Genomic DNA, 21,200 nt, shown 5'->3' on the forward strand with positions numbered 1-21,200 from the left:
CAATCATATAAAGAGGTCTCTTTCCACAACGCGAACCAAAAGATGCAACCATACTCCTCTCAGAAAATGAATATAACTGCAAAGAAGGAAATCGCCGCCACCAGAACGAAGACCGCCACGGGCAGGCCCGCATTGGCGCATATTTTTGTCCATCGTACCCTGTGTTTTTTCGCTGCTGTACTGTAGATCTTGGCGAGCAGCAATGCCATCCACCATATGAACAGCGTGGGCAGCACTCCGAGTGCTGCCCCGCAAACCATGGCCATCTTCCAGTCTCCCTGCCCCCAGAGTCCAAGAAGCGTCGGAATAAGGAGTAACAGCCCGGTGCAAACGAAGGCGAAAACCGCCGCCTCTCCCGAACCACTGCCGACGTGCCACACCAAGAAGAACACCAATCCAATCAGGTTTAGCCAATTGGGAATCCGCCGTTCCCGGATGTCAAACCACGCTGCAACTAGCGCAAAGACAAGGAACGCGATCCATACCCACGCTCCGTGAGCCATCCCCAACCCGAACCATGCTTCCTTACCCCACTCCGAATACAAGCCTCCACCCCCATCCGCGAAACGGATCTCTCCCACTTCATCAATGATTTGTCCACTTCGGACAGCCGTACAGACAGGCACCCGTGATACCCGGCAGCGTGACATTGCGAAATCCAAATGCCACCGACCGTTTCCATCGATCCCTCATAACGTCTCCCGGCATCGCATCCGTGGCCGTTTCTGTGACAAACGTCTGATTCGTCAAGCTGCGCTCGATAAAATCAACGTCTCCGGGGAACGCCGTGTCTTGGTGCGAAAGGTTTGTGAGTTGGATAATGCATGCGTATTTTTTTCAGTTCACCGCCACGTGTCGTCTGAGCACCGAACAACGCCCCTCCAACTGGAAACCACTTTTTTCCTTGTTGACATCGCTCGTTATTGAATCACAACAGGCACCCACTGCTCGGTGTTCACGGTAACCCAACCATATTCGGGTACGTTTCGATACCCAGTGAAGGTCTCCACGCGAGTCACCGGTACCGATTCAATCGTAAAGATCGGAATCGTTTGCGTGCGATAGACAGGCACCGTTTGATACAAAGGAATTGTCTCCGTGCGATAAACGGGAACCGTTTTGTACACAGGCTTCTGGATCATACCGCCGGAGCATTCATAGCGTCGGAGATGGACATCGTACATCCATTCGCCGTCACAGATTGAAGTCGTGCCGGTTTGCACGCGCTGCGTGCCTATTAGATAGCGTCTGGTGATTGAATCGATTTCCTGTTGCTTGGTTCCAATTTGAAACATCCGTGTGGTGGTCCCCGTCTGCACCCGTTTACTTTGGACCGTCGTCACATCGGCTTGGTAGGTGTACGCTTGCTGTGTCGTACCGATCTGTTCCCATTTTTCAGTTTGCACGATCCTATCGTAGCCACCCGTGATGGTCACCGGGTTGCTGTTTGCCATCGCCGCCCATGCGAAAGGGGACGGTGCGAAAAAGAGTGATGCCACACCCACGAATGCGCTTTTCCATCTGAACATTTCGGATACCCCCTTCAATCGATTTGCGCCACAAAGGTTTGGCTGATGTCCGGTTGCATCGTGATGCGCGTCGAGAGCGTTGTCCCTTGGTCGGTTTGTGCAACGATCTGACCCGTCGTCCGATTGTGGATGCGCAGCGTGGCGCCACGCAGCGGTTGATTGACCGTCGCCGTGAGTGTGACCTGGTTGTCCGTCGGATCGCCCACCGCCGACAGCGTCACGGTAAACGCGCGCACGGTGACGAAGGCCGTACCCATTCCCCCATCGCAGCTTGCCATCACCGACTCCGTGCCGCCCGTTCCCGGCGCGGTGAAGGTGGCGGTGAAAATTCCCTGACGATCGGTTACGACAACGTGCGGACGAATCTGCCCGCCAGCGGCCGACAGCGTCACGGCTTGATCGGCTAACCCTGTCCCTTTCAAAGACACCCTACCGCTCAGCAGTTCAGATTGACCCACCATGAGACTTTGGAGAGGATTCAAGGTCACCATCGGCATGGGTGCACTCATGGGATACTGCGTTTGAAACGATCCACTACTGCCTGTCTGCGGATTTGTCACTGACACGGTGATCGGATCCCCCGGCGCAAAGACCTCGCTACCTTGCCCGGCCGATCCATTTGAGACACCCGTTACCCCGTATCTGTCAAATCCGTCCACGACAATCCGGTCATTTTTCCAGGACGTGATTGTCGGTTGAACCAAAAAAGAAGACCCATCCGCTGCCGTCCATCCGCGACGGGTATCCTGGATGAGCAGCACCGTCTGACTCGCCGTTGGTGGATTCCCAAAACCGTAACCGGAGATCACGAGTTGCGGTCCCCACGTGGATGTGTTCCAGGACACGGAGTCGACATGTGTAGTGTCGGCGCCTGGGAGGATCGGGACATTCGTGTTCGTCAGCCAGGTGTTCTCTGTCGGTGACAACGGTGGAGACTGCCCCCACAGGGCCTGTGCCATATCGTTGTTGGACTTCACGCCGATGGCCACCGCGTGATTGAACGAGCCAAAAGCGGCAGGCATTAGCCCCACCGTCAGAACACCGACCGCGAACAGCGTCCACAGAAGCATGCGCGTTTCTCGTTCCATCTCTTCTTCACCCCTTTCCCACGACCGGATCGTCCACCGGGACCACAGCCTTCATCGGCACCGCCATCGACCGAAGTTCCGGCACGCGCGCGGCCGCTGTCTGCAAAAAGAGCGGCAAAAAATCCCCGCGGACGGTAACCGTCACCTGATTGCCGCTGATGCTGGTTTCCAGCGACAGGTTCGAAAACACCTGCGCCAAATGCATGTCGTTCACCTCTTCATCGAACACCTCGGTCGCGGCGGCATTCACCGGGCCTGTGAGTGACCACGCTGCCTGTGTGAGGAAACCCGCAGACGACCCTGTGACCGTCTGCGTCACCTGGGACTGTGCAGCGAGGGCGGCAGCAGCAGCCGCACGGCGCAGGTTGGTTCCCGCAGCGAGACCTGCAGTGAGCCACGCCAGAATCAACAGCAAGATCATCCCGACGGTCACGGACAGGAAGGCCATGTTGAGCGAAAACGTATAACCATCTTCCTGACGAACCCAGTCCCATAGGGGCCGTCGCCGCTTCACGGCCCCACCCCCGTGTACTGCACCTCATTCCACTGGGTCGCAACGGCGGTCATCGGGGTGGTCATCGGGAGCGCCGAGCCACCAAATAGCGTGAGTGCCCGATCAAACGGGATCGGCGCATGGTAGTTGACCGACAGACTGGCATTCGCGGAGGTTGGCGTGGACGTCGCGCTTACGCCCGTCTGCCCACTCCCAGATGGGACGGCACTCACCGTAATCAGCGTCTGACCGTTGTACGTCGTCGGCAGGTTCATCGCAGACAAATCGGCACTCAGTTCGTTTTGCGCGTCACTCATGCTCCCCGTGATGGCATACACCCGAGCCGCATCGGCTGCGATACCATCCATCTGCATCTTCATACCCACCAAAGATGGAGCGAGCACGAGGATCACCAACACAGAAAAACTGACACAAATGGCAAAGAACGTCGTGATGAGGTTGCTTGGCATGCGAATCCCTCCTCAAAAACAAAATGGGACAGACCGTGATGGCCTGCCCCAAAACGTTCGATTTCGTTATGGCGCGCGGTAGCCGCCGCTTGCGACCGATGGGGTACCCAGTTGCAGCGTGCCGCTCTCTGCCTGCTGTGCCAGCTGCGTCAGGCCGTTTTGCGAGGACAGGCTGGTCGCGGCCCCGCCAACTCCTCCTTGCGCTTGGCTGAGCAGGTTGCCAATCATGAAGTACGCGATGCCTGCAATCAGGGTCACCGCAATGATACCGACCAACCACCAGAGACCACGGTTCGTGTTCTCCTCCGCTGTGTTGCCTGCGTCTGCCAAGATCCAGATTTTGGTTCGATTCCATTTCGACATGCGTGATGTCCCCTCTCCGATAAAGGATTCAAAACAAGTTGCTGAGATCGGCGACCATCGCCTTCAAGTCCCCGGCGAGTGCGCCCCAAATGAGTCCGGCGGCAATGACCACGACGACCGTCGAGAAGATCCAGAACCCGGCCATCGTGACGTACTCGTCCATCATGCCGCCCTGTTCCGCTTGCAGCCATTTGGCTATGGCGTATTCCGTGATCCGTCGCACACGCATCCTCACCTCCTCCCCGAGCGTACCTCTCGTTTGGGTGGCTGTGGTGCCACCCTGGTGCCAAACTCAAAGCGTCCATGATCCGAACAGGTGGAGGGCAAACGCGAGCATCGCGTAAATCGCAAACCCGAATCCAGGCATAGCAATCAGGAGTGTCGCGTACATCGCCACTTCGAGTTGCACCTTTCCGTACCGCTGTGCGGCGGTGGCATCGCGGGCCTTCGCGTCAAACTGGAGGCTGCGCACAATCGCCTCGGCAATCGGTGTTCCGTTTCGCTCCGATTCCGAAACGAGCGCGGCAAGCTCGCGCAGTTGCGGCACGCCGGTCGAATCTCCGAGTGCGTCCAGCGCGCCGTGAATCGTTCGGTAGCGCTTTTGCACATTCACTTCGCGAAGCTTGTCTTGCATCGGCGCGTCCAGCCGATGTTCCAGCAGCAGCAACGTGTCGGAGAGCGTGGCGCCTGCCCGCAGTAAGAACGCGAGCAGCATCTCGACCACGCGTGTTTGTTTCGTCAGCTTGCGCAGCACCACCCGCGCCCGCAATCGTGCGTAAAGGAGCGGTGCGGCAAATGCGGCCGGGATGAGACACAAGAGCACCCACGTTTGCAGGAGCAAGGTGCAGGCGAGCACCAGCGCCACGACGAGCCACACCGTCCGCTGCCACAGCACGCTTTGTTCCGGGACGCCGAGTGCAGCCGCTTCGCGGTGAAGCATCTGTGCATACGAAGGCATCCTTTTCCTGCGCTGTGCAGCCACGATTCCACCGGACAGCATCCGCTGCCGGAATTCCTGCCACGCCCACACCCGCGCCCGCCAGACGAAAAGCCATGCCAGCGTCACAAGCGCGCCATATCCGGTCGACCACTCAGTCACATTCATGAATCTCACCTCCTTCTATGCGTCAATGACCTGACTGCGCGAGAGGACCAGATACAACCCCAAGGTCATGACCGCGAGTGTCGTCCAAAAGAGAAAGCGCGTCAGGTCGCTCATGTGCGGCACCGCAAACGGATACGCCACCAAAAACGCGCCCGCGAGCATGCCATAAAACCACACCCCACCCGTGCGCTGATGCGCCGTCTCGGCACGGATGCGACGCCGGTACTCGAGTTCCTTGCCCTGAATCTCCGCCATGTCGAGCCACAATTCATCAAGAGGAACGTTGTATCTGCGCGCCTCCCGCGTGGCCAGCGCAAAATGTGCGATGTCCTCCATGCCAAGATCGCTTGCCCAGTGAACAAATGCGTCTTCTGGCGTGGCAAACTGTGGGGTGTTCACGAGATCGCAGAGTTGACGCAGACGGCTCTGTAACGGGGCATCGCGAACAGCGTCCGCCATTCGGGAGAACGCGTCATCCAGCCGGCCTGTTGCGACGAGCACATGTACGCCACGTTCCACGCCCTGGCGCAAAAACGCGTGCACCATGCCCTCTTTACGTTTGCGGGCCAAGCGCGCAAAGTGCCGCTCGTAGAGAAGCAGCGCCAGACCGAGACTGAGGGGGATGCCAAGGACAAGGGTGTACCGTAGCAGCAGTGTGAGACTGAAGAGACACCCGAACAACAGCGTGACGTGCACCGCGATGGTTCGCACCGTGTAGGCTTTGTCGAGAATGCGGGTAACGCTCAGTACGTGATCGAGATAACGAGTCACCAGCGTGCGCCGATCTCGAGGTGGCACGGTCTCCGTCATGACATCGCGAAATCGCGAACGCCATTCCACACTGCGAAGTTCCCGGCCAAGGAGCGTCAGCATCCCAGCCGCCGTGACCAAGACACCAAACAGACGCGTTGCAATCAAAGTGTCCATGCTCCATTCCCCCTTTACGTGGCGATGCGGTAGCACCGCACCGCTTCGCGATTTTGGGACAGGGTCACGTCAATGCCCTCCACCTCTGCGCGCTCCCGCATGGCATCCGTCACCCCGTGAAAGGAAAACGCATCTACTTTCGCGTCGTAGGTCAGCACCGGCTGCCACAACAGCGCGCGCTCGGCAAAGTCGAACCCGAGGATTTCGCCGATCTCGGTGATCCGCTTGCCATGCCGGGTGTCGCGCAGCGTGAACACAAACCGAATCTTGTCGCCCATCATCCCAGCCATGTTCATGACCGAGGCCTGCATGCCTGCGCCATCCGCCGCCTCGAGCAAAAACCTTGTGAGTACCCCCTCCACACCTGCATGCAGACCTACGTGACTGTGAAACGTCGTCCCGGTCTGACGCTTCACAATCAGGCTCGTGCGCAGGAACAGATAGGCGACATCCGCCGAGCGGACTTCGCCAATATACTCGTTGTCCGCGTTCATGCGCAGTGAGTTGATGAGGTTTCGGACCATGTCGATCCGCCCCTTCCCCTCATGGTTCTCCGCTCGGTTCGTGAGGCGAACTGCCCATTCGCAGAGCGGGGCCATTTCCGGCAACTCTTCGATGATGAGGTTCAATTGCCCGTCCGGAATGTCGCCGGTCATCGCGTTCATCAGCGTCGTCTTGCCGGAACCCACCCCACCCGCGACGATGAAACTGTCGCCAAGGTGCATCACCAAGCGAATGAATTCGCGGGTTGGCGCATCCATCAGCGACAGTTGTACGAGGTCGTCGAGCGTAAACGGATAGATGGGTTTGCGGATGCTGACAATGGTGCGAGGCTCCGTGAGAATGCGTCCTTCGGCATCGCGGACGGTGTAGCGGGTGCCGGGACCCCCGACGATGTTCATCCGGTATCCGCCGCTGAGCATTGCATCGGCCATCGGGTCAGACTTTGAGTAGACATACGGCGTGCCATCCAGTTGCCGGTCGATGAATTCCGAAAGCGCCGCTTCCGAAGGGAACTGTGCGTTTGGCGCGGAAAACTTGCGCCCGTTTCGCTCGATGATCGTGGTCGTACCCATGACGTGAACGTCCGTGACGAGCGGATCCTCCATCACGGACTGGAGCGCGTCAAACTGAAACCAAGTGTCGAGCACCGCCTGGATGATCCGTTCACGCTCGGCCACGGACACAAACGTCTCCGGTTCGGCACACATCCGGTACAGCACCGCGTGCCACTGGGTGCGGGTTGTGCCTGGTTGGCGCATCCTGGGATCCCCGAGTACGGCTGCCTTCAGCCGCTCGACGTCATTCGCTGTCTGTGTGTTGTCACTGGCCATCAGCGTCCACCTGCCTTGGAACCGGATGCTTGGGTCTGTGCACTCGGGGGCGGCGACGTCGTGACACGGGTTCCCGGGTTCCCGGACCCAGTTGCAGGTGCTGGTGCTGTGGACAGGGTGATCGTCTCTGGTGCAGTGAACGATCCGTTTTGGGGGATGAGGCCAATCTGGACGCTGTTGTTCAAAATGGCAGGCGCGAGGACGCGATAGTCCTGCTCGGTCACAAATAGGAGGAGCGCCGTGGGCGCGCCGCCACTTGCCGGTTCAAGCACGTTTAACACAGGCACCGGTTCAATCGTGGTGAGGAGCGGCCCGCTGGCGGTTTGGGTCGTCACAAGCAGCGCGATGCTCTCTCCCGGGTTCACGACCGACGCGAGCGGCGTCTGCACAGGAAGTGCCAACAGCATGCCGGTCTGCCCGGTGCGTTCCGTGTACTGGGTGAGAAACGTCGAGAAGCTTCCACCGGACGGGTTCAAATCCGCCGCCGTCACCGGATCGCCTTTGGGCACGGCAAAAGAAAGGTACTTCCCGACCACCGCGTCAGGTTTTGTTGCCATGCCGGTGATGCCAGCGGTTTTTGGAACAGTAACGGTCGTGACGTCAGCGGCCGCAATTCGTGTGTATGGGTACAAGGGTTTCGTGGCCACGACAACGGTCTCCGTATTCGCCGCGCGAAGTAAGACCACCGACCCGATGACGCCCGCACACACAGCGCAGACGAGGCCCAAAACGAATGACAACGTGCTCTTTCTCATCGGGTCGCCACCGCCTTTCTCCAGCGGCGACTGCGGCGCACAGGCAACCGCTCTGGCACCAGCCGCAGCGCTTCGATCACGTGCTGGGTCGCATCCTGCACCGGACGACTGCCAGTGAGCGGCCCGGCACTCATGAGCGCACGGTACAGCCGCTGGTCTTCTGGCATGTGTACCACCACCGACCGAACGCCTGCTTCATCGAGCAGGCGCAAGGCACGGCGATGTTCCGTCACGTGTTTGCGAATGCGGTTCACGGTGACCACCACACGTTCCGGCGATTTCAAGTGCCGGACCAGTTCGTATTCCTCCACAAACCGCTTGAACGCCATCCACTCGGGCGTCATCACGAACACCACTCGATCGGCTAAATCCAGCGCGGCATACGTGATGGCTGAAGACGGGCTGGTGTCGATGAGGACGACATCGAACGCCCGCGCAAACGGATGAACCAGTCGGCGCAGCATCAATGGGTCCAGGCCGTCGCGCATGCGGCCACTCGGGAGCAGATGCCAACCGTCAATCGATACCAGCGACTCCCGCAGGGTGGTATCGTCCATCTGAGCGGGGAGGCGAGTGAAATCATCCGTCGTCAGCGCCGCCTGTCGGTGGTGGATCGCCTGCAGGTTCCCTTTCGGATCGAGATCGATCACGCCGACCGAGACCCCTTGCTTCGCAAGAATGCGTGCCATGAGTGCCGTCACGGTCGACTTGCCCACACCTCCACGGGCGCTGTGAACGACGATGACCCGTCCGCGCAGCGGCGCGTCCGGGTCATCCTGTGCAGTGTCATGGAGCGGATCCAAGTTTCTTGGTCGCCCATCCGGCGCTCGTCGTCGCGCCAAGATCGCTTCCAGCGGCGAGTGGGACTCGGCAGGTGAAGTGTTCGGCTCAACCTTGGTCGCGGGTGGGATCCAACGGCGAAGGTATTCCATCTCAAGCGGATACGCGACGACATCCACGCAACCTAGCGTCTTTGCCATGTCAACCGCCTCGTCCGCCAAAGATGTGGACACATAAATTGCCGGAGCATGGAGTCCTTGTTCCCGCAACTTGGTCAGCAGGTCCCCCGGCCAATCCCGGCCGAGAAGCAGTAATTCGACGGAGGGCATGTCCACCCGACGCAGCGCATCCTCCTCATCGATCGCGGTCAAGCTCAGGCCCGCACGTTTGGCAGCTGCCATCGCCGCCTTTTGTTTCACCCGATCATGCTCGAGCAGCAACAACATGCTCATCACCTCCAAAAATGGGTCGTCTGTCGGGATCCACGAAACGCGCAGCAATGCGCTCAATAAGGGGCTGAAAATGCATCGCAAACGTGGGATCCAGTTCCACCAGCGGCGTCTTCATACGCATCGCGTGAAACTGGCGGGGTTCGTGCGGAATGAGGATGCAATCGATGTCTGCAGGGGGCAACCACAGGACACCGGGCGTATGGTGATTGACGACCCAAACCACCGGTATCTCTGGTTCAGAAGGACTGGGCGGCAAAATCGATGCACCCGGCCAAGCGATGACGAGGATCAAATCGGACGCACCAACGGCCGGTCGCGTATCCAACACGACGCGGTATCCCGGGGGCGGCTCTTCGGTCATCACATGGTCTGCAAGGCGCGGTTCACACCATGCCAGAAGAGATGTTGCATCCTCCTCCAGCAGGGCCGCGGGCAACTCGTGCGCGTGGCAGAGACTCAAGAGTTGCAGTGCGAGAAAGGACTTCCCGCAGCCGTGGTCACCTTGAATCTGCACGCGAACCGGAGACGGTGTCGGCCATATAAATCGTCGAACCGGGCTCACATCGCCCTGCGTCCCTTGAGAGCGTGGTGAACCAACGGCCGGTTCCTGAACCAATGTGTCAAAACGTGCTTCACCCTCTTCGCGCAGCGGTGCCCAAGAAAACGGATCCCCCTCTCCCGTAAACACGTCAATCACCTGCGGCGGGGTGAGAACATCGGCCATATCCTCCTGTAGGTACGCAACAACGTCATTTTGCGACCGCGGATGAGCCAGTAAGTCATCCAGTTCCTGCAACACCAACTCTTCCCCAACAAACAGAAAGTCGTACACCCCCACCAGACACAGGTCTCGTTTGAACGCATCCGACTCATGCACGCTGGCCCCGACAAGCACCACGCGTGCACGGCTTTGCGATACACGGCCAAGTGTCTGAAGAAGGCTGTGTCGGTTTTGGATCATCCATTCGCATACCACGAGCGTATCCTCCACTTGCCACGGGATCTCGTCGATTCGTCTCGCATACGCGAGCCATTCGCTCCCTTTGTACCGATCACGCAAATCGACAGGCAATGCCATATACAACACAGGCTGTTCACTCCTTTCGCGATTCTTTCCTTTCGGATTGCCATGAGAAATCTGCTCGGATCACACAGACACGCTCGCTAGCATCAGCACGCGAAACCCGAGCGTCAAACGACCCACCTCCCATCACGACAACGGTAACACGGCAAATTGGCCCTTTGGTGCCAACCCGGTGCCAAGTACATTCGGTTCCGAAACCTGCCGCACAAAACCAACTGAAGGTGTGTTAGGGGCCTGTCGCCATTTGGGTGGGCGCACGTTGTCCGGTGACGGTCAGTTGGGGCAAAGGGCTTGCTACCATGCCGGACCAAGAAGAGGTGGTGTTTGCGTACCGCGCGGATGCATTCGGGATTTGATGCAGAAAGTACCACGTCGGGTAACCGAGTGCCTGTGCCAGGTTCGGGTTCGTCCAGGTGACCGATGCCCCCGACTGTGTTGTGATCGTCGCGCTCGATGCGAGACGTGCAGCGCTGCCAGGGTCGCCCGTCAGATTCCACGCGGTCAGTTGCGCGTAGGACGTGGGCACACCACCGGTTGCGTATTTGGGGATCCGCGTGTACACCCAGCCGTATTCGGTGGCAGGCGGTGGGTACCCGTTCCCGTACGGATCCCAGCTTGGCACATCCCCCTCGCTCATCAGAGTGCCGGGAAGGAGCGTAAACGTCTGCGTCCACGCGCGCGCATCCCCGTCCGGGTTGACCAAGTTGAAGTTCGCATTCGACACAGCGGGCAAATCGTGTGGTGAACCGCTCCACTCCAGGCGATAGGCCATGCCGCCTCCAACGCGCACATACACAGCTGGACTGCGCGCCGGATTTCCGTAGGTAGGTTGCGGCGTGGCACCGCCAAGGGTGGAGCCATCCACATAAGCATCGCTGTTTTGCTGGGAGGCACCCGGATTCGTCGGCGACCAGACATCCCCCGGCTGGCCTGGATCATAGAAGAGTCCGGTCACTTGAAAGTGGCTTAGATTCTGCGGGTAATCATGATGATAGGTGATGGGCTCGTCCACCCAGACGTAGGACACACATCCCTGTCCATCTGTTCGGGCTTGGAGTTGCCAGTGGGTGTCGGTCCAGGTCAACATCTGTCCGCCGGATCCGTCTGACGTCCACGAGTACGACAGCACAAAATTTCCCGGCATGGGTGGAACCGACGACGGTGTGCATCCCCCACCGCTTGGGGGCGGTGAAGGTGTCGGAGGCGGTGGGGGTGGTGGCGTGGGCGATTTCGTGACCGTGAACGATGCCGTTGCTGCCGTCGCGGCGCGGTTATACCAGTCCTTGACGTACAGGTGGATCACGTATCGACCGGGTGCAAGGCTCGTCGTGTCGATCACGTTTTGCGTCCCGCTGTTACCGTCCGTCGATTCGACGAACGTCGGCGGATATGTCGTCGCCCCGCCCCCCGTAACCTCCACCATGGTGGCTCCGTTTGGCGCGTACAGCGTCTCGCCGTTGTACGATGCGCGACCCTGCAGACTCGATTCACGAAAACTCTGGGACGTTACATCCTGACCGGAGGCACTCGTTACCGTGACGTACTCAAAGTGATAGGCGGTGTGATACGCCTCGATCCACGCGTGGTTTTCAAACTGCAGAGGGATGCCCTGCGGAACATGGGTGGAACCGACAATGGACACCTTCGCCCGCGGCGGATCCGTAGCATATACGGGCTGATCGTACCAGGGATGGCCAGGTACAAAGGACGCCCCGCTCATGTCGACAATCTGTGAGACATTGGAGACGGGAAACGTCTGTCCGGCACTGTCCACGAACGTCGTGTTCCACAGATGAGCCTGTACGTACGATGGATCGCCTTTGAGTGCGGCGATCCACTTCAACACGGTGGACTGCCCAACCATCTTATAGCCGTTGTTCGAAGAGATGGGCACACCGTTGTGACTGACGTGATCGAACCCCCAGATACCGCCGAGGGTGTCGTTGCCGTTAGAAATCGGCATGCCATCCGATCCGTACTTGTAGCGATCACTTCGATCCTGAATGTCGACCAGCGTCGGATCGTTCGTCTGTCGGATGGCAAATTGGGTACCTCCGATAATCTGGCCATTCGGGATAAGGGTACCCGCAGTGCCCGGTGGATTGTCCGCCCGCGCCACGTACGCAAGCGCGGTATCCGTCATGCTGAACATCACGGACAACATCGCCATTACAGTCGAGGCAGCTTTCATCCAACGTATCGGCAAACGGCCCATTTTCTTCGCCACCTTTCTCAAAATTTGTCTATCGAGAGCAAGACAAACTAGACAATCCGGGCGTGCAAATCCACGCCGCGTTGCCGAGCCGAATGGTATACTGATGAAAATAGAAGATGAGGAGGCGGACTTGAATGGCTGTGAATAAAGAGGAGTTCTATCGGCTGATTGACCAAATCGACGATCCCATCGATTTAGAGACCGCTTATGCGGCTGTCAAATCCATCGTGGAACATGATGATCAATCCTGGTACTGGACAGAAGAGTGGCAAGAAGGGGAACGTGAAGCAGACGCAGACAAGGCGGCAGGACGGGTGAGCCGGGCATACGATTCCGCCGAGGACATGATGAGAGATCTTTTGGGTAACAGCGAAGAGCGCCGAACCCCATGAAGCTGACACAGACCGAGCGCTTCATTCATCAGTTTCGACGCCTTGCTAAAGGGAACCCTCGGGTCGTGGCACAGGTGGAAAAAACCTTTCGATATTTGATTGCTTTCCCTCCTGCACACCCATCCTTACGCATGAAACGGGTACAGGGAACCGACGCAGTTTTTGAATGCTCTGTCAATATGGATTTGCGAATCACCTTTGAATTTGTACATGAGCACACCATTCTGCTACGAAACATCGACCACCATGACAAGGCGCTAAAACACTACTGAACCCGAGAAAACACCCCACTTTGCTACGTTCATCCGTTCCAAACTGGCTGTCCACTACTGTCTTTTATGACTGGAATCTGCATGCCACCGAATGACGTACTGAAATCCAGTTGAACAAACGTCGTGTCACGATTAGACATGATCTTGCTCACCCCTAGTTCCGCATGCCCCTCCGTTCGCACCAGAATCTGCTTTACCGCCAGCTTGACACCACCGTTAGAGGGATCCCTCGAATCGTATCCATCAAAACCGTTAGCCACGGTCCATGTTCGACCACCATTCACACTGAACTCCGTGTGATTCCCCGACTTGTTGAACAGGGATCCGGCCGTGATTTCCATCGCATCCGTATCCGACAGACCTGGAACTACGAAGGTGAGTCTCCCTCGCGACTGCACCGAAAACGTGATTTGATCCGCCAGCCGGATCGAATTCTCCTGCCCAGCAGAAGCCACCTCCGCTGTCACATTCGGATTGTGTGCAAATGCAACCTTGGCATCGTAGGGTTGAAACCACACGCGATACGACCCATCCGAGGTTTTTGAGTAGCCTTGGTAGAGATCCGCCAGATTGGACATCACCTGCGTCTCCTCTGTCGACGTCATCGTCCCCTGAGTGACGCCGAGATTCAACTGGACAGTATTCGCCCACGCCACCGTGTTGCCCCCTGCGTTCCAGGATAAGTCGCCGTCCGGAATCCCTACATACGCTTGATAGGCGTGATCCACAGTTTTCAGCGGGATTTTGTCGAATGCGCCAAAATGAGTTGGGCTATCTGGCAGGAAATATCCCTTGGTCCATGCGGCGTGCACGTACGGCCAGTCGGCAGACGGGACATCATCAAACGGATTGACGCCGCTCGGATCTGGAGCGATGTGGAGCGTCTGGGCAAAATCCTTGACGACCTGCATCTTTGTAACGGGTACCGCTTGCAGTGTGGTCATGGACCAAGTCGTGCCATCCCATGTCGATGTAATCCCGATGCGATCGAGCACCTGCATGAGGTACCAGATTGGAACATAGGAGGTCATGACCTGTCCACTGAAATCGCGATGCACGACGCATGGCGCAAATTCGACCGGACGTCCGTTCAGTTCGATCCGGATATCTCCACTCGGCGGGGAACTGTTTTTCAAGGATGTTCCGTCCTGGACTTCCTGGGTAGGCATCGTCAAGTTCCAATTCTTTCCGTTCCACGAACTCTCGATACCCAAGGGCTTCAGCACCTGAAACAGGTACCAAATGGGCAGCCAACTAGTTGGCTGCGTTGCACCGGATTCTCTCCGAACCATATGCTGTGGGCTCATCAGCACCTTCCCGTTCCACTCAATACGCGTAGGATACGCCTTTGAGGCTGAAGACACCGTGGCTGCCAATACTGGACTTGCGGAAAGTGAACCCAGTAGCGTCGCCGCCACGAACAATGGGATTGCGTTTTTTCTCATCCGTTCCACACCGCCCTTTCTTCAGATGTTCCCATGCTAGCACGGGAATTTCATTCGATGGTGCCGTTGCAGTGCCAAATCACCTTGGGATCCCGATTCTCCTGATTTTTCGAACCATGAACGCGTGGACACGCGCTTGACACCTTGAGATTTGCTCTGGAATCCACTTCTGTCAACCATTTTTCTATAGGCACCCTTCTGTCCCAGAGGTGGCACCAGCACCTATGAAAGCCGATGTATCCTCGAATCAGTGCCCCGCGTTTTCCCACCAGTGATATCCCCTTCATCAAAAGACCAACGTCCAACAGCTCATCACTCGGCGGTTACGCCACAAGGAGGTCTCCCATGAAGTCGCTTGGATTCCCGACCTTTACTCATGAATTTGAAGAAACCGGACGCAGCACGAACCCGGACGGAACGACCTCTGTCACGTTTCGCCGTGACCACTGCGCCCTGACCGTCACCTACAACCGCCCTTCGCGAGACGCGCTGGACAAATTTATCACCACGTGGCAGGAGATTCTCCTGAACCTTGTCGACCTGCCAGAACCAAAATCTCCTCACCAAGCAGAGTGAACACCGTCCACTTCCTCTTCCCATTCTTGCGACCAAATGGGGGCTCCTTCTCCCCCCAGCGCCTCAAACAATTTGTGGACCACGTACGTCCGTTTTCGGAAAAACCCCCGGCGAGAGATGAACAGAGCCTCCCAGATAAGTGCGTTGTTCATTCGTTCGAAGTATTTGAACTTCACCAATCTCAGTTCATCAGTGGTGAGGGCGAGCAGTGCATTTTCGAGGATCTGAACCCGCACCTCGAGTGGATGGATATACACCTCTTCAAATTCAAGACGCTTGGCTACACGTTCATACGTGACATCTCGAACCGAACCTTTGCAAAAGGAGGGCACGGGCCGGAATCGGCGCCCTCCGTCCGGGAGTTCTTCCAACTGCGTGTGCAGGTTCTGAAGTTGCCGTTGCCAGACTGGATACGCGTACAGCCACGCCTCCACTTGATCGATGGGTACCTCTCTCATGAGCGCTCCCCCCACTTGTTCTGTCGTACGCGTCCCTTCACCCGCTTGTACGCATCGTGCTGCATGAGCTTTTCATAGGCCCGGTGTGTATCCGGGTAACAGGGGGTTGTTTCCTTTGCGATGGGCTTCTCCTGGGCTTCCGCTGGTTTCTTAGGCTCAAGCATTTCCGTCCATCTCCTTCACGTTCGTTTGTTCACTTTTGTGAACATTGCAGAGACAAAAAAGGTCGTCAAACTTTGCTCCCAATGCCACGCAAAATTGCCTTGCCGCCTGCGGGCTTGGATGGCGCATCCCTCGTTCCAGTTGGCTGACATACGCCACGCTGTAATCGACTTGCTGCGCCAGCTCACGTTGCGACAACCCCTTGACAATCCGCGTTCGGGTGAACTCGTCCACTTTCACAAGAATCAGTCCGCTGAACTTCGACATGAGCACGCCTCCCGTTTGGCCTACAAATGATGGTAAGGAAATCATAGTCTCGTCCACAGAATCTGACAACCGTATTTTTGTTCACTTTTGATTACTTTTATGATTGCACCCTCACCACCCGGATGGTATGATTCAGACCAGTGATGCATTGCACTGGGAGCGGTGAAAGTGAACGAGGATTTTGGGTCTTGGCTACGCAAAGTGCGCCTGGAAAAACGATGGACACAACGGACACTGGCAGCGAGGTCCGGGCTATCGCTCGGGTATATATCCAGTGTGGAAAACAGCAAGCGCAAACCAAAGACAAGTTCCCTTGTGGCACTCGCGCAAGCGCTCGATATCCCCTACGCACAGGCATTACAGTCGGCCGGGTATTTGGACGACGGCTTGGTGCTCTTTGCGCACCGCTTGCGAACCACACGCACAAATCTCGGAATGACAACAAATGAGTTGGCTTCGTTGTGCAGCGTATCGATCAGAACGCTGGAACGCTGGGAATCTTCCCCGAAATCATGGCCAAGCGAACAAACGTTGGCCAAACTCGCAGCCGCACTGACAGTATCCGTCGAGTATCTGCGCGGACAGTCCGATGCCACCACCAGCTACCCCATCGATTTGCAAGAGATTCTGGAGCAACCGGATCTAACCTACAACGGCGTGACGTTGAATCCGGAGCAATTGAAATTCGTCCGCGACTTCCTCCAAGGCGTCATCCAGCTTTCTGCGCACCAAGCCCCTGCATCGCCGCAAAAGAGACCGCCAAATCGTAAGTAAACCAGGTTCACAAAATTCTATACAAATGTGGACACATGGCAGGAACTAGAAGCTGGGTTGCCGAATTCAATCCGCATACCCCAATCTATGGGAGGTGTACGGATGTTTATCTTTCCGGATCTCTCGAATGAACTTCACGCCATGCAAGATGCAGGCATCGTCATCAGCCCTTGGCTCGCCGGACTGTCCAGCGAGGGCCGCTTGGATGCCGCCCTATACAGCGATATGAGCACACGTGCCCGTGAATTCGCCCATGTCCACTGGACCGAGGAGGAACGAGTGCGCGTACTGCATCATTTTCCATCTCCTGACCGCATCCCACAAATCGCGGTGCATGAAATCGTCGCCTCCATCGCCGTGTACTTGGCGCACGAGCGGACAGGGCAGTTAGAAGTGGATGAACCGTTAATCGAAGAGGCTATGAAGCTGGTGACCCAGTTTGTGAGTGAGCACAGTTTTGGCACCTTGCTGCAGTTATACATGCTCGTCACTAGTTGGGAGAACCAAAATGCGTTGAAACACTTTGGTGAGATTCCAGAACGCAACTTCGTGCTCGGTGGCTGGCACCGTCCCTGGGTCGACTACAGTCTTGGTGAGGAATTGATGTTTGCCGCCCTGCTTGGCAACGTGGAAGTTATAGAACGCGATGGACATCGCTTTGTCCGGTTGACAGAGGAAGGGGAGCAGGCGCTCGAGCGTGCCTCCGAGATGCTGGAGCAAGCAGGCTATTTCAAGCAGCGGCTGCAGTTCCTGCGGATCTCGCAGTTCAATCTCTACGACGCGTATGAGCAGGTGGCCGATGAAATCTGGCCCGATACCCCACAGCAACGAAAGGACTTTGTCCAATTTGTCGGTATGCATCCGGGAATGCGGGTGTTGGAACTCGGTTGCGCCAATGGGCCTTTGACTTTCGAAGGCGGATTGGCAAATGCAGTCCAACCCGGTGGCCACATCATCGCCGTTGACCCATCAACGGGTATGCTAGCGCGCGCCCGAACAAAGCAGCGGTCTTTACAGATTGATTGGATTGAATTTATGTACGGACGAGCAGAATCATTGCCCTTTGACGCAGGTTCCTTCGATATGGTACTCGGTACAGGATTCTTGCACTTTACGGATCTCAAACTATCCATCCCGGAAATGACGCGGTTGGTGCGCCCCGGTGGCGTGATCGGGAGTTGGCATCCACTAAAGGCTGACCTGAACGTCCCCTTCTTTCGGGAGTGGTTTGCACCGCTCTTTGAACTCGCCGCGAAGCGGGCAGAACGTCCAAGGGATTTTTTGATCGAACCAAACACGGTAAATGAAGCGTTGGTCATGGCTGGATTGATTCGAGTGGAAGAACGCAGCATGCCTGTTATCACAATGTTTCATGACCCAGTCAAAGTTGTGAATCACTTCATTCGTGGTGTGGGTTGGTTCAGCGAGGAACTGGCTCCACTCCCCTGGAAAGCGCGCGAAGACCTGATTGAAGACTTGATCGAGCGAGGCAAGTACGTCTGTGAACGGTTCACTCCGGAGGAACGAGTATTCCGTTTTCCGGGACAAGCCATTCGCGCCAAGCGCCCTATTCGGTGATTCTGCAATTGCCGAATAGGTTCTGAAAGTATCCATTGCATCAACAGACAAACAAATTGACAAGGGCAAACTCTGCGAAAGCAGGGGACGCAAAACTACAGGGGCTATCGGCGAAAGATTTCATTCGCCAACCGCCAGCCAGTTGCCGATTTGACGATGTCCATCGGCGCACATCGCTCCCCTGCCCCATGAATTTGTCCCAAAATGGGGGCATATGCGATGCGGGTTGACGAGGAAGAATCGCGCATTGGTTTGGGAGATGATTGCTACCTCGACCTTGATGGCGAGTTTCTCATGAAAGACGGCGAACGTTTATTCCTCACAGCCATTGCCTTTCGCCTGCTGCGGTTTTTTGCCGAACATCCAGGCGAGATTATATCTAGCCAAGACTTGATCCGCCGCGGCTGGGGCAAGGACAGCATGGTGGAACGCGATGAACTCTACGTCTACATCAACACCATTCGGGCAAGCTTGGAAGATACCCCTGGCAGACCACGCTGTTTGAGGACCATACGAGGCCAGGGGTATATCTTATATCCTCGTGACAAAAGTTCTCTGTGGTAGAGTAGAATTCCCTCGTAATCACTTATGATCTCAGAATGGGGTGATGACATAATGCAGTCTGATCCTTGCGCTGAACGGATCACTGTGATCTGTCCATTTATTTACTCCCATGCTCCGATTCGAATCGGAGGTATCGATTTTCAAGTACTTAGGCGGGATCAGGTCTACGATGACGACTTGCTTAACGCCGCCTCTCGAAAAATGCGGATTTTCCGCAAAACAAAGGAACTACCGGTTGATTCCAGCTTGGTCGTCGTACTTGATGGGCAGCAAAGCGCCAATGCATTCCGGACGGCCGTGCTCTGCTTAATGTATATGGAACTCATCCGCTCGTCTCATACCAATGACGATTGCTTCGCAGATCATTTCGAGTATGACCAGGTTTGGCACGAACGGGACGATTCATCCATCACCTTGTTCGAGCGCGGTAGGTGGCTTGTCGGAACCGTGGACAGCCTAGTGCGCAATCTACCAGGAGGATTACAGCCCAGGTGCATTCGTGCCTTTGACGAAATAGAATCCGAACAGGCCAATCAATTGTATGGCTTGATGAGTTCAAATCAAAGGGTTCATAGTGCCATCCGATGGTACTGTAAATCGTTCCGCTGGTGTATGGACCGGGAAGATCGACTCATTTCCATCATCACCGCATTCGAAGCACTCATGGAAATCACAAGATCGGAAAAACGAAAGTACAACAACTCGATCAAAGACCCGATCGGATACCAACTGATGGAGCGTCTCATAGACCATCCTGACCTGCATCACTGGTTTGTTGCCGCGTACACGGCACGCAACGCGCTGATGCATGAAGGGTATAGTGAGTCTGAAGCGTTCACTTATCACGATTCTGCCAACAACGCACCCATTCAATCACATGAAGGCATTGCGAGAGTTGTCTTCGATTTCTTGATTCGAGCCCTCTCAGATCAAGCACCACCCACATCCGATCTTGCGGTTTCTTTAATGAACCTGGTCAAATCCGACGTCATTATTGGGGCAGTTACGTCAAATCGCAGGAATCTATGTGAGGCGATCGATCTTCTCTGCTTGCCAACGCCCTCAGTTTCACAACTTCTCGAAGCGTGTGCCAAGCTGTCCCGTATCAACAAAATCGATCTGTCATTGACGAGTGAACAGTGCGAATCCTACGGGTTGGATCTCCAACGGATCGCTGATGGCTTGCCCAATGAACACGACATGGTTCTCAGGTCCACAGTAGCGAGCAGTTTACGGCATGCTTGTCATCACTTGGACTATTTTCGACAAATATTGAGAACCCATTCAGGCTGAAGGACTTCAGGTCACTCCCTGTGAAATTAAAGGCCCAAATCGCCTATTCCAACTGGATTGAAATGCAAGGATGATAGGCTATTCAGAGAATAGGCAGCAAACGTCGTGCAATCACGACGCCAGCTTAGCAGCGATTTAGATCGATTGCTCCAATATTTGTCCATTTTCCTTCAGCCAGTTTTTCGCCTTGTCCATCGTCGGCGCTTGGGCTCGGACGATGTTCCAGAAACTTGGCGTGTGATTGGCCTCCAAGAGATGCGCGAGTTCATGAACGATCACGTAGTCGATGACAAACATCGGAGCTTTGATGAGGCGCCAGTTGAAGTTGACGTTATCATTCATTGTGCAGGAACCCCATCGATAGCGATTGTCCGCGATCTTCACCTTGGAAACATTGACACCCAACTGGCGAGCATGTTGCAATACCCGCGGGACAATCTTCTCTTTCGCTCTCTGGATATACCAATTTCGAAGCGCCTCTGCCCTTTTGTCTAACGGTGAATCGGGGATCAGAAAACGCTGCTCAAACCGAATCTCCTTGAATCCGGAATTCACGATTTCAATCCGATATTGCCGTCCCAAATAGAGGGCAGACTCGCCGCTCACCAGTTCCTTCCCCGGAGCATGAGGTAAGTCTTGATATTTTTGTGGATGCCCGATTTTCTCGTAGATCCACTGACGTTTTGCGGTTACAACCTTCTCGATTTGTTCGTCAGAACACCCTACTGGCGCATGAACAACAACACTGCGGTCGCGTTCTACAGTAATGGTTAGCTTTCTTCGCTTTACAGATCGCTGGATAGAATAAGCAAATTCCAACTCCA

Annotated in this window: 24 protein-coding genes and 1 riboswitch; of the genes, 6 read left to right on the top strand and 18 right to left on the bottom strand. The window is 56.2% G+C overall.

The features are described 5' to 3' along the window. Positions 1-59 precede the first annotated feature (59 nt). The 14 genes from ATW55_RS01275 to ATW55_RS01340 form a co-directional block, all read right to left on the bottom strand. Complete coding sequence (locus ATW55_RS01275) at positions 60-545, bottom strand: A24 family peptidase (protein ID WP_067564937.1); 486 nt, start codon at positions 543-545, stop codon at positions 60-62. 375 nt (positions 546-920) lie between these two features. After that, the gene (locus ATW55_RS01280) at positions 921-1,529 is read right to left on the bottom strand and encodes a hypothetical protein (protein ID WP_067564936.1); all 609 of its coding nucleotides are present in this window, start codon (positions 1,527-1,529) and stop codon (positions 921-923) included. A 14-nt stretch (positions 1,530-1,543) separates the two neighbouring features. Continuing rightward, positions 1,544-2,617 carry a hypothetical protein gene (locus tag ATW55_RS01285; RefSeq protein ID WP_067711243.1) on the bottom strand — a complete coding sequence of 358 codons (1,074 nt, stop codon included), beginning with the start codon at positions 2,615-2,617 and terminating at the stop codon, positions 1,544-1,546. Between the two features lie 7 nt (positions 2,618-2,624). Continuing rightward, positions 2,625-3,131 (bottom strand): hypothetical protein, encoded by a 507-nt coding sequence (locus ATW55_RS01290; RefSeq protein WP_067711247.1) that lies wholly within the window; start codon positions 3,129-3,131, stop codon positions 2,625-2,627. Beyond that, complete coding sequence (locus ATW55_RS01295; protein WP_067711250.1) at positions 3,128-3,580, bottom strand: hypothetical protein; 453 nt, start codon at positions 3,578-3,580, stop codon at positions 3,128-3,130. Before ATW55_RS01295 ends, ATW55_RS01290 begins: the two co-directional genes overlap by 4 nt. Positions 3,581-3,646: 66 nt before the next feature. Further along, the gene (locus ATW55_RS01300) at positions 3,647-3,943 is read right to left on the bottom strand and encodes a hypothetical protein (RefSeq protein ID WP_067711252.1); all 297 of its coding nucleotides are present in this window, start codon (positions 3,941-3,943) and stop codon (positions 3,647-3,649) included. 28 nt (positions 3,944-3,971) lie between these two features. Further along, the gene (locus tag ATW55_RS01305) at positions 3,972-4,172 is read right to left on the bottom strand and encodes a hypothetical protein (RefSeq protein WP_067711254.1); all 201 of its coding nucleotides are present in this window, start codon (positions 4,170-4,172) and stop codon (positions 3,972-3,974) included. 63 nt (positions 4,173-4,235) lie between these two features. Further along, the gene (locus tag ATW55_RS01310; protein ID WP_067711256.1) at positions 4,236-5,048 is read right to left on the bottom strand and encodes a hypothetical protein; all 813 of its coding nucleotides are present in this window, start codon (positions 5,046-5,048) and stop codon (positions 4,236-4,238) included. Between the two features lie 15 nt (positions 5,049-5,063). Next, the gene (locus ATW55_RS01315) at positions 5,064-5,975 is read right to left on the bottom strand and encodes a hypothetical protein (protein ID WP_067711258.1); all 912 of its coding nucleotides are present in this window, start codon (positions 5,973-5,975) and stop codon (positions 5,064-5,066) included. A gap of 14 nt (positions 5,976-5,989) precedes the next feature. After that, positions 5,990-7,309 (bottom strand): ATPase, T2SS/T4P/T4SS family, encoded by a 1,320-nt coding sequence (locus ATW55_RS01320; RefSeq protein ID WP_067711259.1) that lies wholly within the window; start codon positions 7,307-7,309, stop codon positions 5,990-5,992. After that, entirely contained in the window at positions 7,309-8,064 is a 756-nt protein-coding gene (locus ATW55_RS01325; protein WP_067711261.1) for an SAF domain-containing protein, read from the bottom strand. The genes ATW55_RS01320 and ATW55_RS01325 overlap by 1 nt, the downstream gene beginning before the upstream one ends. Beyond that, the gene (locus ATW55_RS01330) at positions 8,061-9,290 is read right to left on the bottom strand and encodes a ParA family protein (protein ID WP_067711263.1); all 1,230 of its coding nucleotides are present in this window, start codon (positions 9,288-9,290) and stop codon (positions 8,061-8,063) included. The genes ATW55_RS01325 and ATW55_RS01330 overlap by 4 nt, the downstream gene beginning before the upstream one ends. After that, positions 9,268-10,383: a hypothetical protein gene (locus tag ATW55_RS01335; protein WP_067711265.1), complete on the bottom strand. Its 1,116-nt coding sequence runs from the start codon at positions 10,381-10,383 to the stop codon at positions 9,268-9,270. Before ATW55_RS01335 ends, ATW55_RS01330 begins: the two co-directional genes overlap by 23 nt. A 223-nt stretch (positions 10,384-10,606) precedes the next feature. Beyond that, entirely contained in the window at positions 10,607-12,595 is a 1,989-nt protein-coding gene (locus tag ATW55_RS01340; RefSeq protein ID WP_067711267.1) for a hypothetical protein, read from the bottom strand. 134 nt (positions 12,596-12,729) lie between these two features. Between ATW55_RS01340 and ATW55_RS01345 the strand changes: the two genes are divergently transcribed. Then, positions 12,730-12,987, top strand: coding sequence for a hypothetical protein (locus ATW55_RS01345; RefSeq protein WP_067711269.1), 258 nt, complete (start codon positions 12,730-12,732; stop codon positions 12,985-12,987). Positions 12,988-13,288: 301 nt separating this feature from the next. Here ATW55_RS01345 and ATW55_RS01355 read toward each other — a convergent pair whose 3' ends face one another. Further along, entirely contained in the window at positions 13,289-14,704 is a 1,416-nt protein-coding gene (locus tag ATW55_RS01355; protein WP_067711274.1) for a hypothetical protein, read from the bottom strand. 345 nt (positions 14,705-15,049) lie between these two features. Between ATW55_RS01355 and ATW55_RS01360 the strand changes: the two genes are divergently transcribed. Beyond that, positions 15,050-15,280 carry a hypothetical protein gene (locus ATW55_RS01360; RefSeq protein WP_067567116.1) on the top strand — a complete coding sequence of 77 codons (231 nt, stop codon included), beginning with the start codon at positions 15,050-15,052 and terminating at the stop codon, positions 15,278-15,280. Here the strand turns inward: ATW55_RS01360 and ATW55_RS01365 are convergent. After that, complete coding sequence (locus ATW55_RS01365; RefSeq protein ID WP_067711276.1) at positions 15,265-15,738, bottom strand: hypothetical protein; 474 nt, start codon at positions 15,736-15,738, stop codon at positions 15,265-15,267. The two genes, ATW55_RS01360 and ATW55_RS01365, sit on opposite strands and share 16 nt — an antisense overlap. Before the next feature lie 156 nt (positions 15,739-15,894). Beyond that, complete coding sequence (locus tag ATW55_RS01370) at positions 15,895-16,167, bottom strand: helix-turn-helix domain-containing protein (protein WP_067711278.1); 273 nt, start codon at positions 16,165-16,167, stop codon at positions 15,895-15,897. 168 nt (positions 16,168-16,335) lie between these two features. Between ATW55_RS01370 and ATW55_RS01375 the strand changes: the two genes are divergently transcribed. The 4 genes from ATW55_RS01375 to ATW55_RS01390 all read left to right on the top strand — a co-directional run bounded on the left by ATW55_RS01375 (position 16,336) and on the right by ATW55_RS01390 (position 20,376). Further along, a complete protein-coding gene (locus ATW55_RS01375) occupies positions 16,336-16,941 on the top strand; it encodes a helix-turn-helix domain-containing protein (protein ID WP_067711280.1) in 606 nt (201 codons plus the stop codon). 102 nt (positions 16,942-17,043) lie between these two features. After that, positions 17,044-18,519, top strand: a complete 1,476-nt coding sequence (locus tag ATW55_RS01380) for a class I SAM-dependent methyltransferase (protein WP_067711282.1) — start codon at positions 17,044-17,046, stop codon at positions 18,517-18,519. 54 nt (positions 18,520-18,573) lie between these two features. After that, a riboswitch (cyclic di-GMP riboswitch) is annotated at positions 18,574-18,669 on the top strand. A 69-nt stretch (positions 18,670-18,738) separates the two neighbouring features. After that, positions 18,739-19,083 carry a winged helix-turn-helix domain-containing protein gene (locus ATW55_RS01385; RefSeq protein WP_067711284.1) on the top strand — a complete coding sequence of 115 codons (345 nt, stop codon included), beginning with the start codon at positions 18,739-18,741 and terminating at the stop codon, positions 19,081-19,083. 51 nt (positions 19,084-19,134) lie between these two features. Next, positions 19,135-20,376 carry a HEPN domain-containing protein gene (locus tag ATW55_RS01390; RefSeq protein WP_067711286.1) on the top strand — a complete coding sequence of 414 codons (1,242 nt, stop codon included), beginning with the start codon at positions 19,135-19,137 and terminating at the stop codon, positions 20,374-20,376. A gap of 135 nt (positions 20,377-20,511) precedes the next feature. Here ATW55_RS01390 and ATW55_RS01395 read toward each other — a convergent pair whose 3' ends face one another. Continuing rightward, positions 20,512-21,195 (bottom strand): M48 family metallopeptidase, encoded by a 684-nt coding sequence (locus ATW55_RS01395; protein WP_201024909.1) that lies wholly within the window; start codon positions 21,193-21,195, stop codon positions 20,512-20,514. Positions 21,196-21,200 lie beyond the last annotated feature (5 nt).

Source organism: Ferroacidibacillus organovorans (assembly GCF_001516615.1).
Classification (GTDB): Bacteria; Bacillota; Bacilli; order Alicyclobacillales; family SLC66; genus Ferroacidibacillus; species Ferroacidibacillus ferrooxidans_B.

Coding starts and splice junctions, on each gene's coding strand:
- ATW55_RS01305 (WP_067711254.1), bottom strand. CDS start 4,172: ATGCGTGTGCGACGGATCACGGAATACGCCATAGCCAAATGGCTGCAA.
- ATW55_RS01355 (WP_067711274.1), bottom strand. CDS start 14,704: ATGAGAAAAAACGCAATCCCATTGTTCGTGGCGGCGACGCTACTGGGT.
- ATW55_RS01280 (WP_067564936.1), bottom strand. CDS start 1,529: ATGTTCAGATGGAAAAGCGCATTCGTGGGTGTGGCATCACTCTTTTTC.
- ATW55_RS01370 (WP_067711278.1), bottom strand. CDS start 16,167: ATGTCGAAGTTCAGCGGACTGATTCTTGTGAAAGTGGACGAGTTCACC.
- ATW55_RS01315 (WP_067711258.1), bottom strand. CDS start 5,975: ATGGACACTTTGATTGCAACGCGTCTGTTTGGTGTCTTGGTCACGGCG.
- ATW55_RS01320 (WP_067711259.1), bottom strand. CDS start 7,309: ATGGCCAGTGACAACACACAGACAGCGAATGACGTCGAGCGGCTGAAG.
- ATW55_RS01380 (WP_067711282.1), top strand. CDS start 17,044: ATGTTTATCTTTCCGGATCTCTCGAATGAACTTCACGCCATGCAAGAT.
- ATW55_RS01345 (WP_067711269.1), top strand. CDS start 12,730: ATGGCTGTGAATAAAGAGGAGTTCTATCGGCTGATTGACCAAATCGAC.
- ATW55_RS01390 (WP_067711286.1), top strand. CDS start 19,135: ATGCAGTCTGATCCTTGCGCTGAACGGATCACTGTGATCTGTCCATTT.
- ATW55_RS01330 (WP_067711263.1), bottom strand. CDS start 9,290: ATGTTGTTGCTGCTCGAGCATGATCGGGTGAAACAAAAGGCGGCGATG.
- ATW55_RS01365 (WP_067711276.1), bottom strand. CDS start 15,738: ATGAGAGAGGTACCCATCGATCAAGTGGAGGCGTGGCTGTACGCGTAT.
- ATW55_RS01340 (WP_067711267.1), bottom strand. CDS start 12,595: ATGGGCCGTTTGCCGATACGTTGGATGAAAGCTGCCTCGACTGTAATG.
- ATW55_RS01385 (WP_067711284.1), top strand. CDS start 18,739: ATGCGGGTTGACGAGGAAGAATCGCGCATTGGTTTGGGAGATGATTGC.
- ATW55_RS01325 (WP_067711261.1), bottom strand. CDS start 8,064: ATGAGAAAGAGCACGTTGTCATTCGTTTTGGGCCTCGTCTGCGCTGTG.
- ATW55_RS01300 (WP_067711252.1), bottom strand. CDS start 3,943: ATGTCGAAATGGAATCGAACCAAAATCTGGATCTTGGCAGACGCAGGC.
- ATW55_RS01360 (WP_067567116.1), top strand. CDS start 15,050: ATGAAGTCGCTTGGATTCCCGACCTTTACTCATGAATTTGAAGAAACC.
- ATW55_RS01295 (WP_067711250.1), bottom strand. CDS start 3,580: ATGCCAAGCAACCTCATCACGACGTTCTTTGCCATTTGTGTCAGTTTT.
- ATW55_RS01285 (WP_067711243.1), bottom strand. CDS start 2,617: ATGGAACGAGAAACGCGCATGCTTCTGTGGACGCTGTTCGCGGTCGGT.
- ATW55_RS01310 (WP_067711256.1), bottom strand. CDS start 5,048: ATGAATGTGACTGAGTGGTCGACCGGATATGGCGCGCTTGTGACGCTG.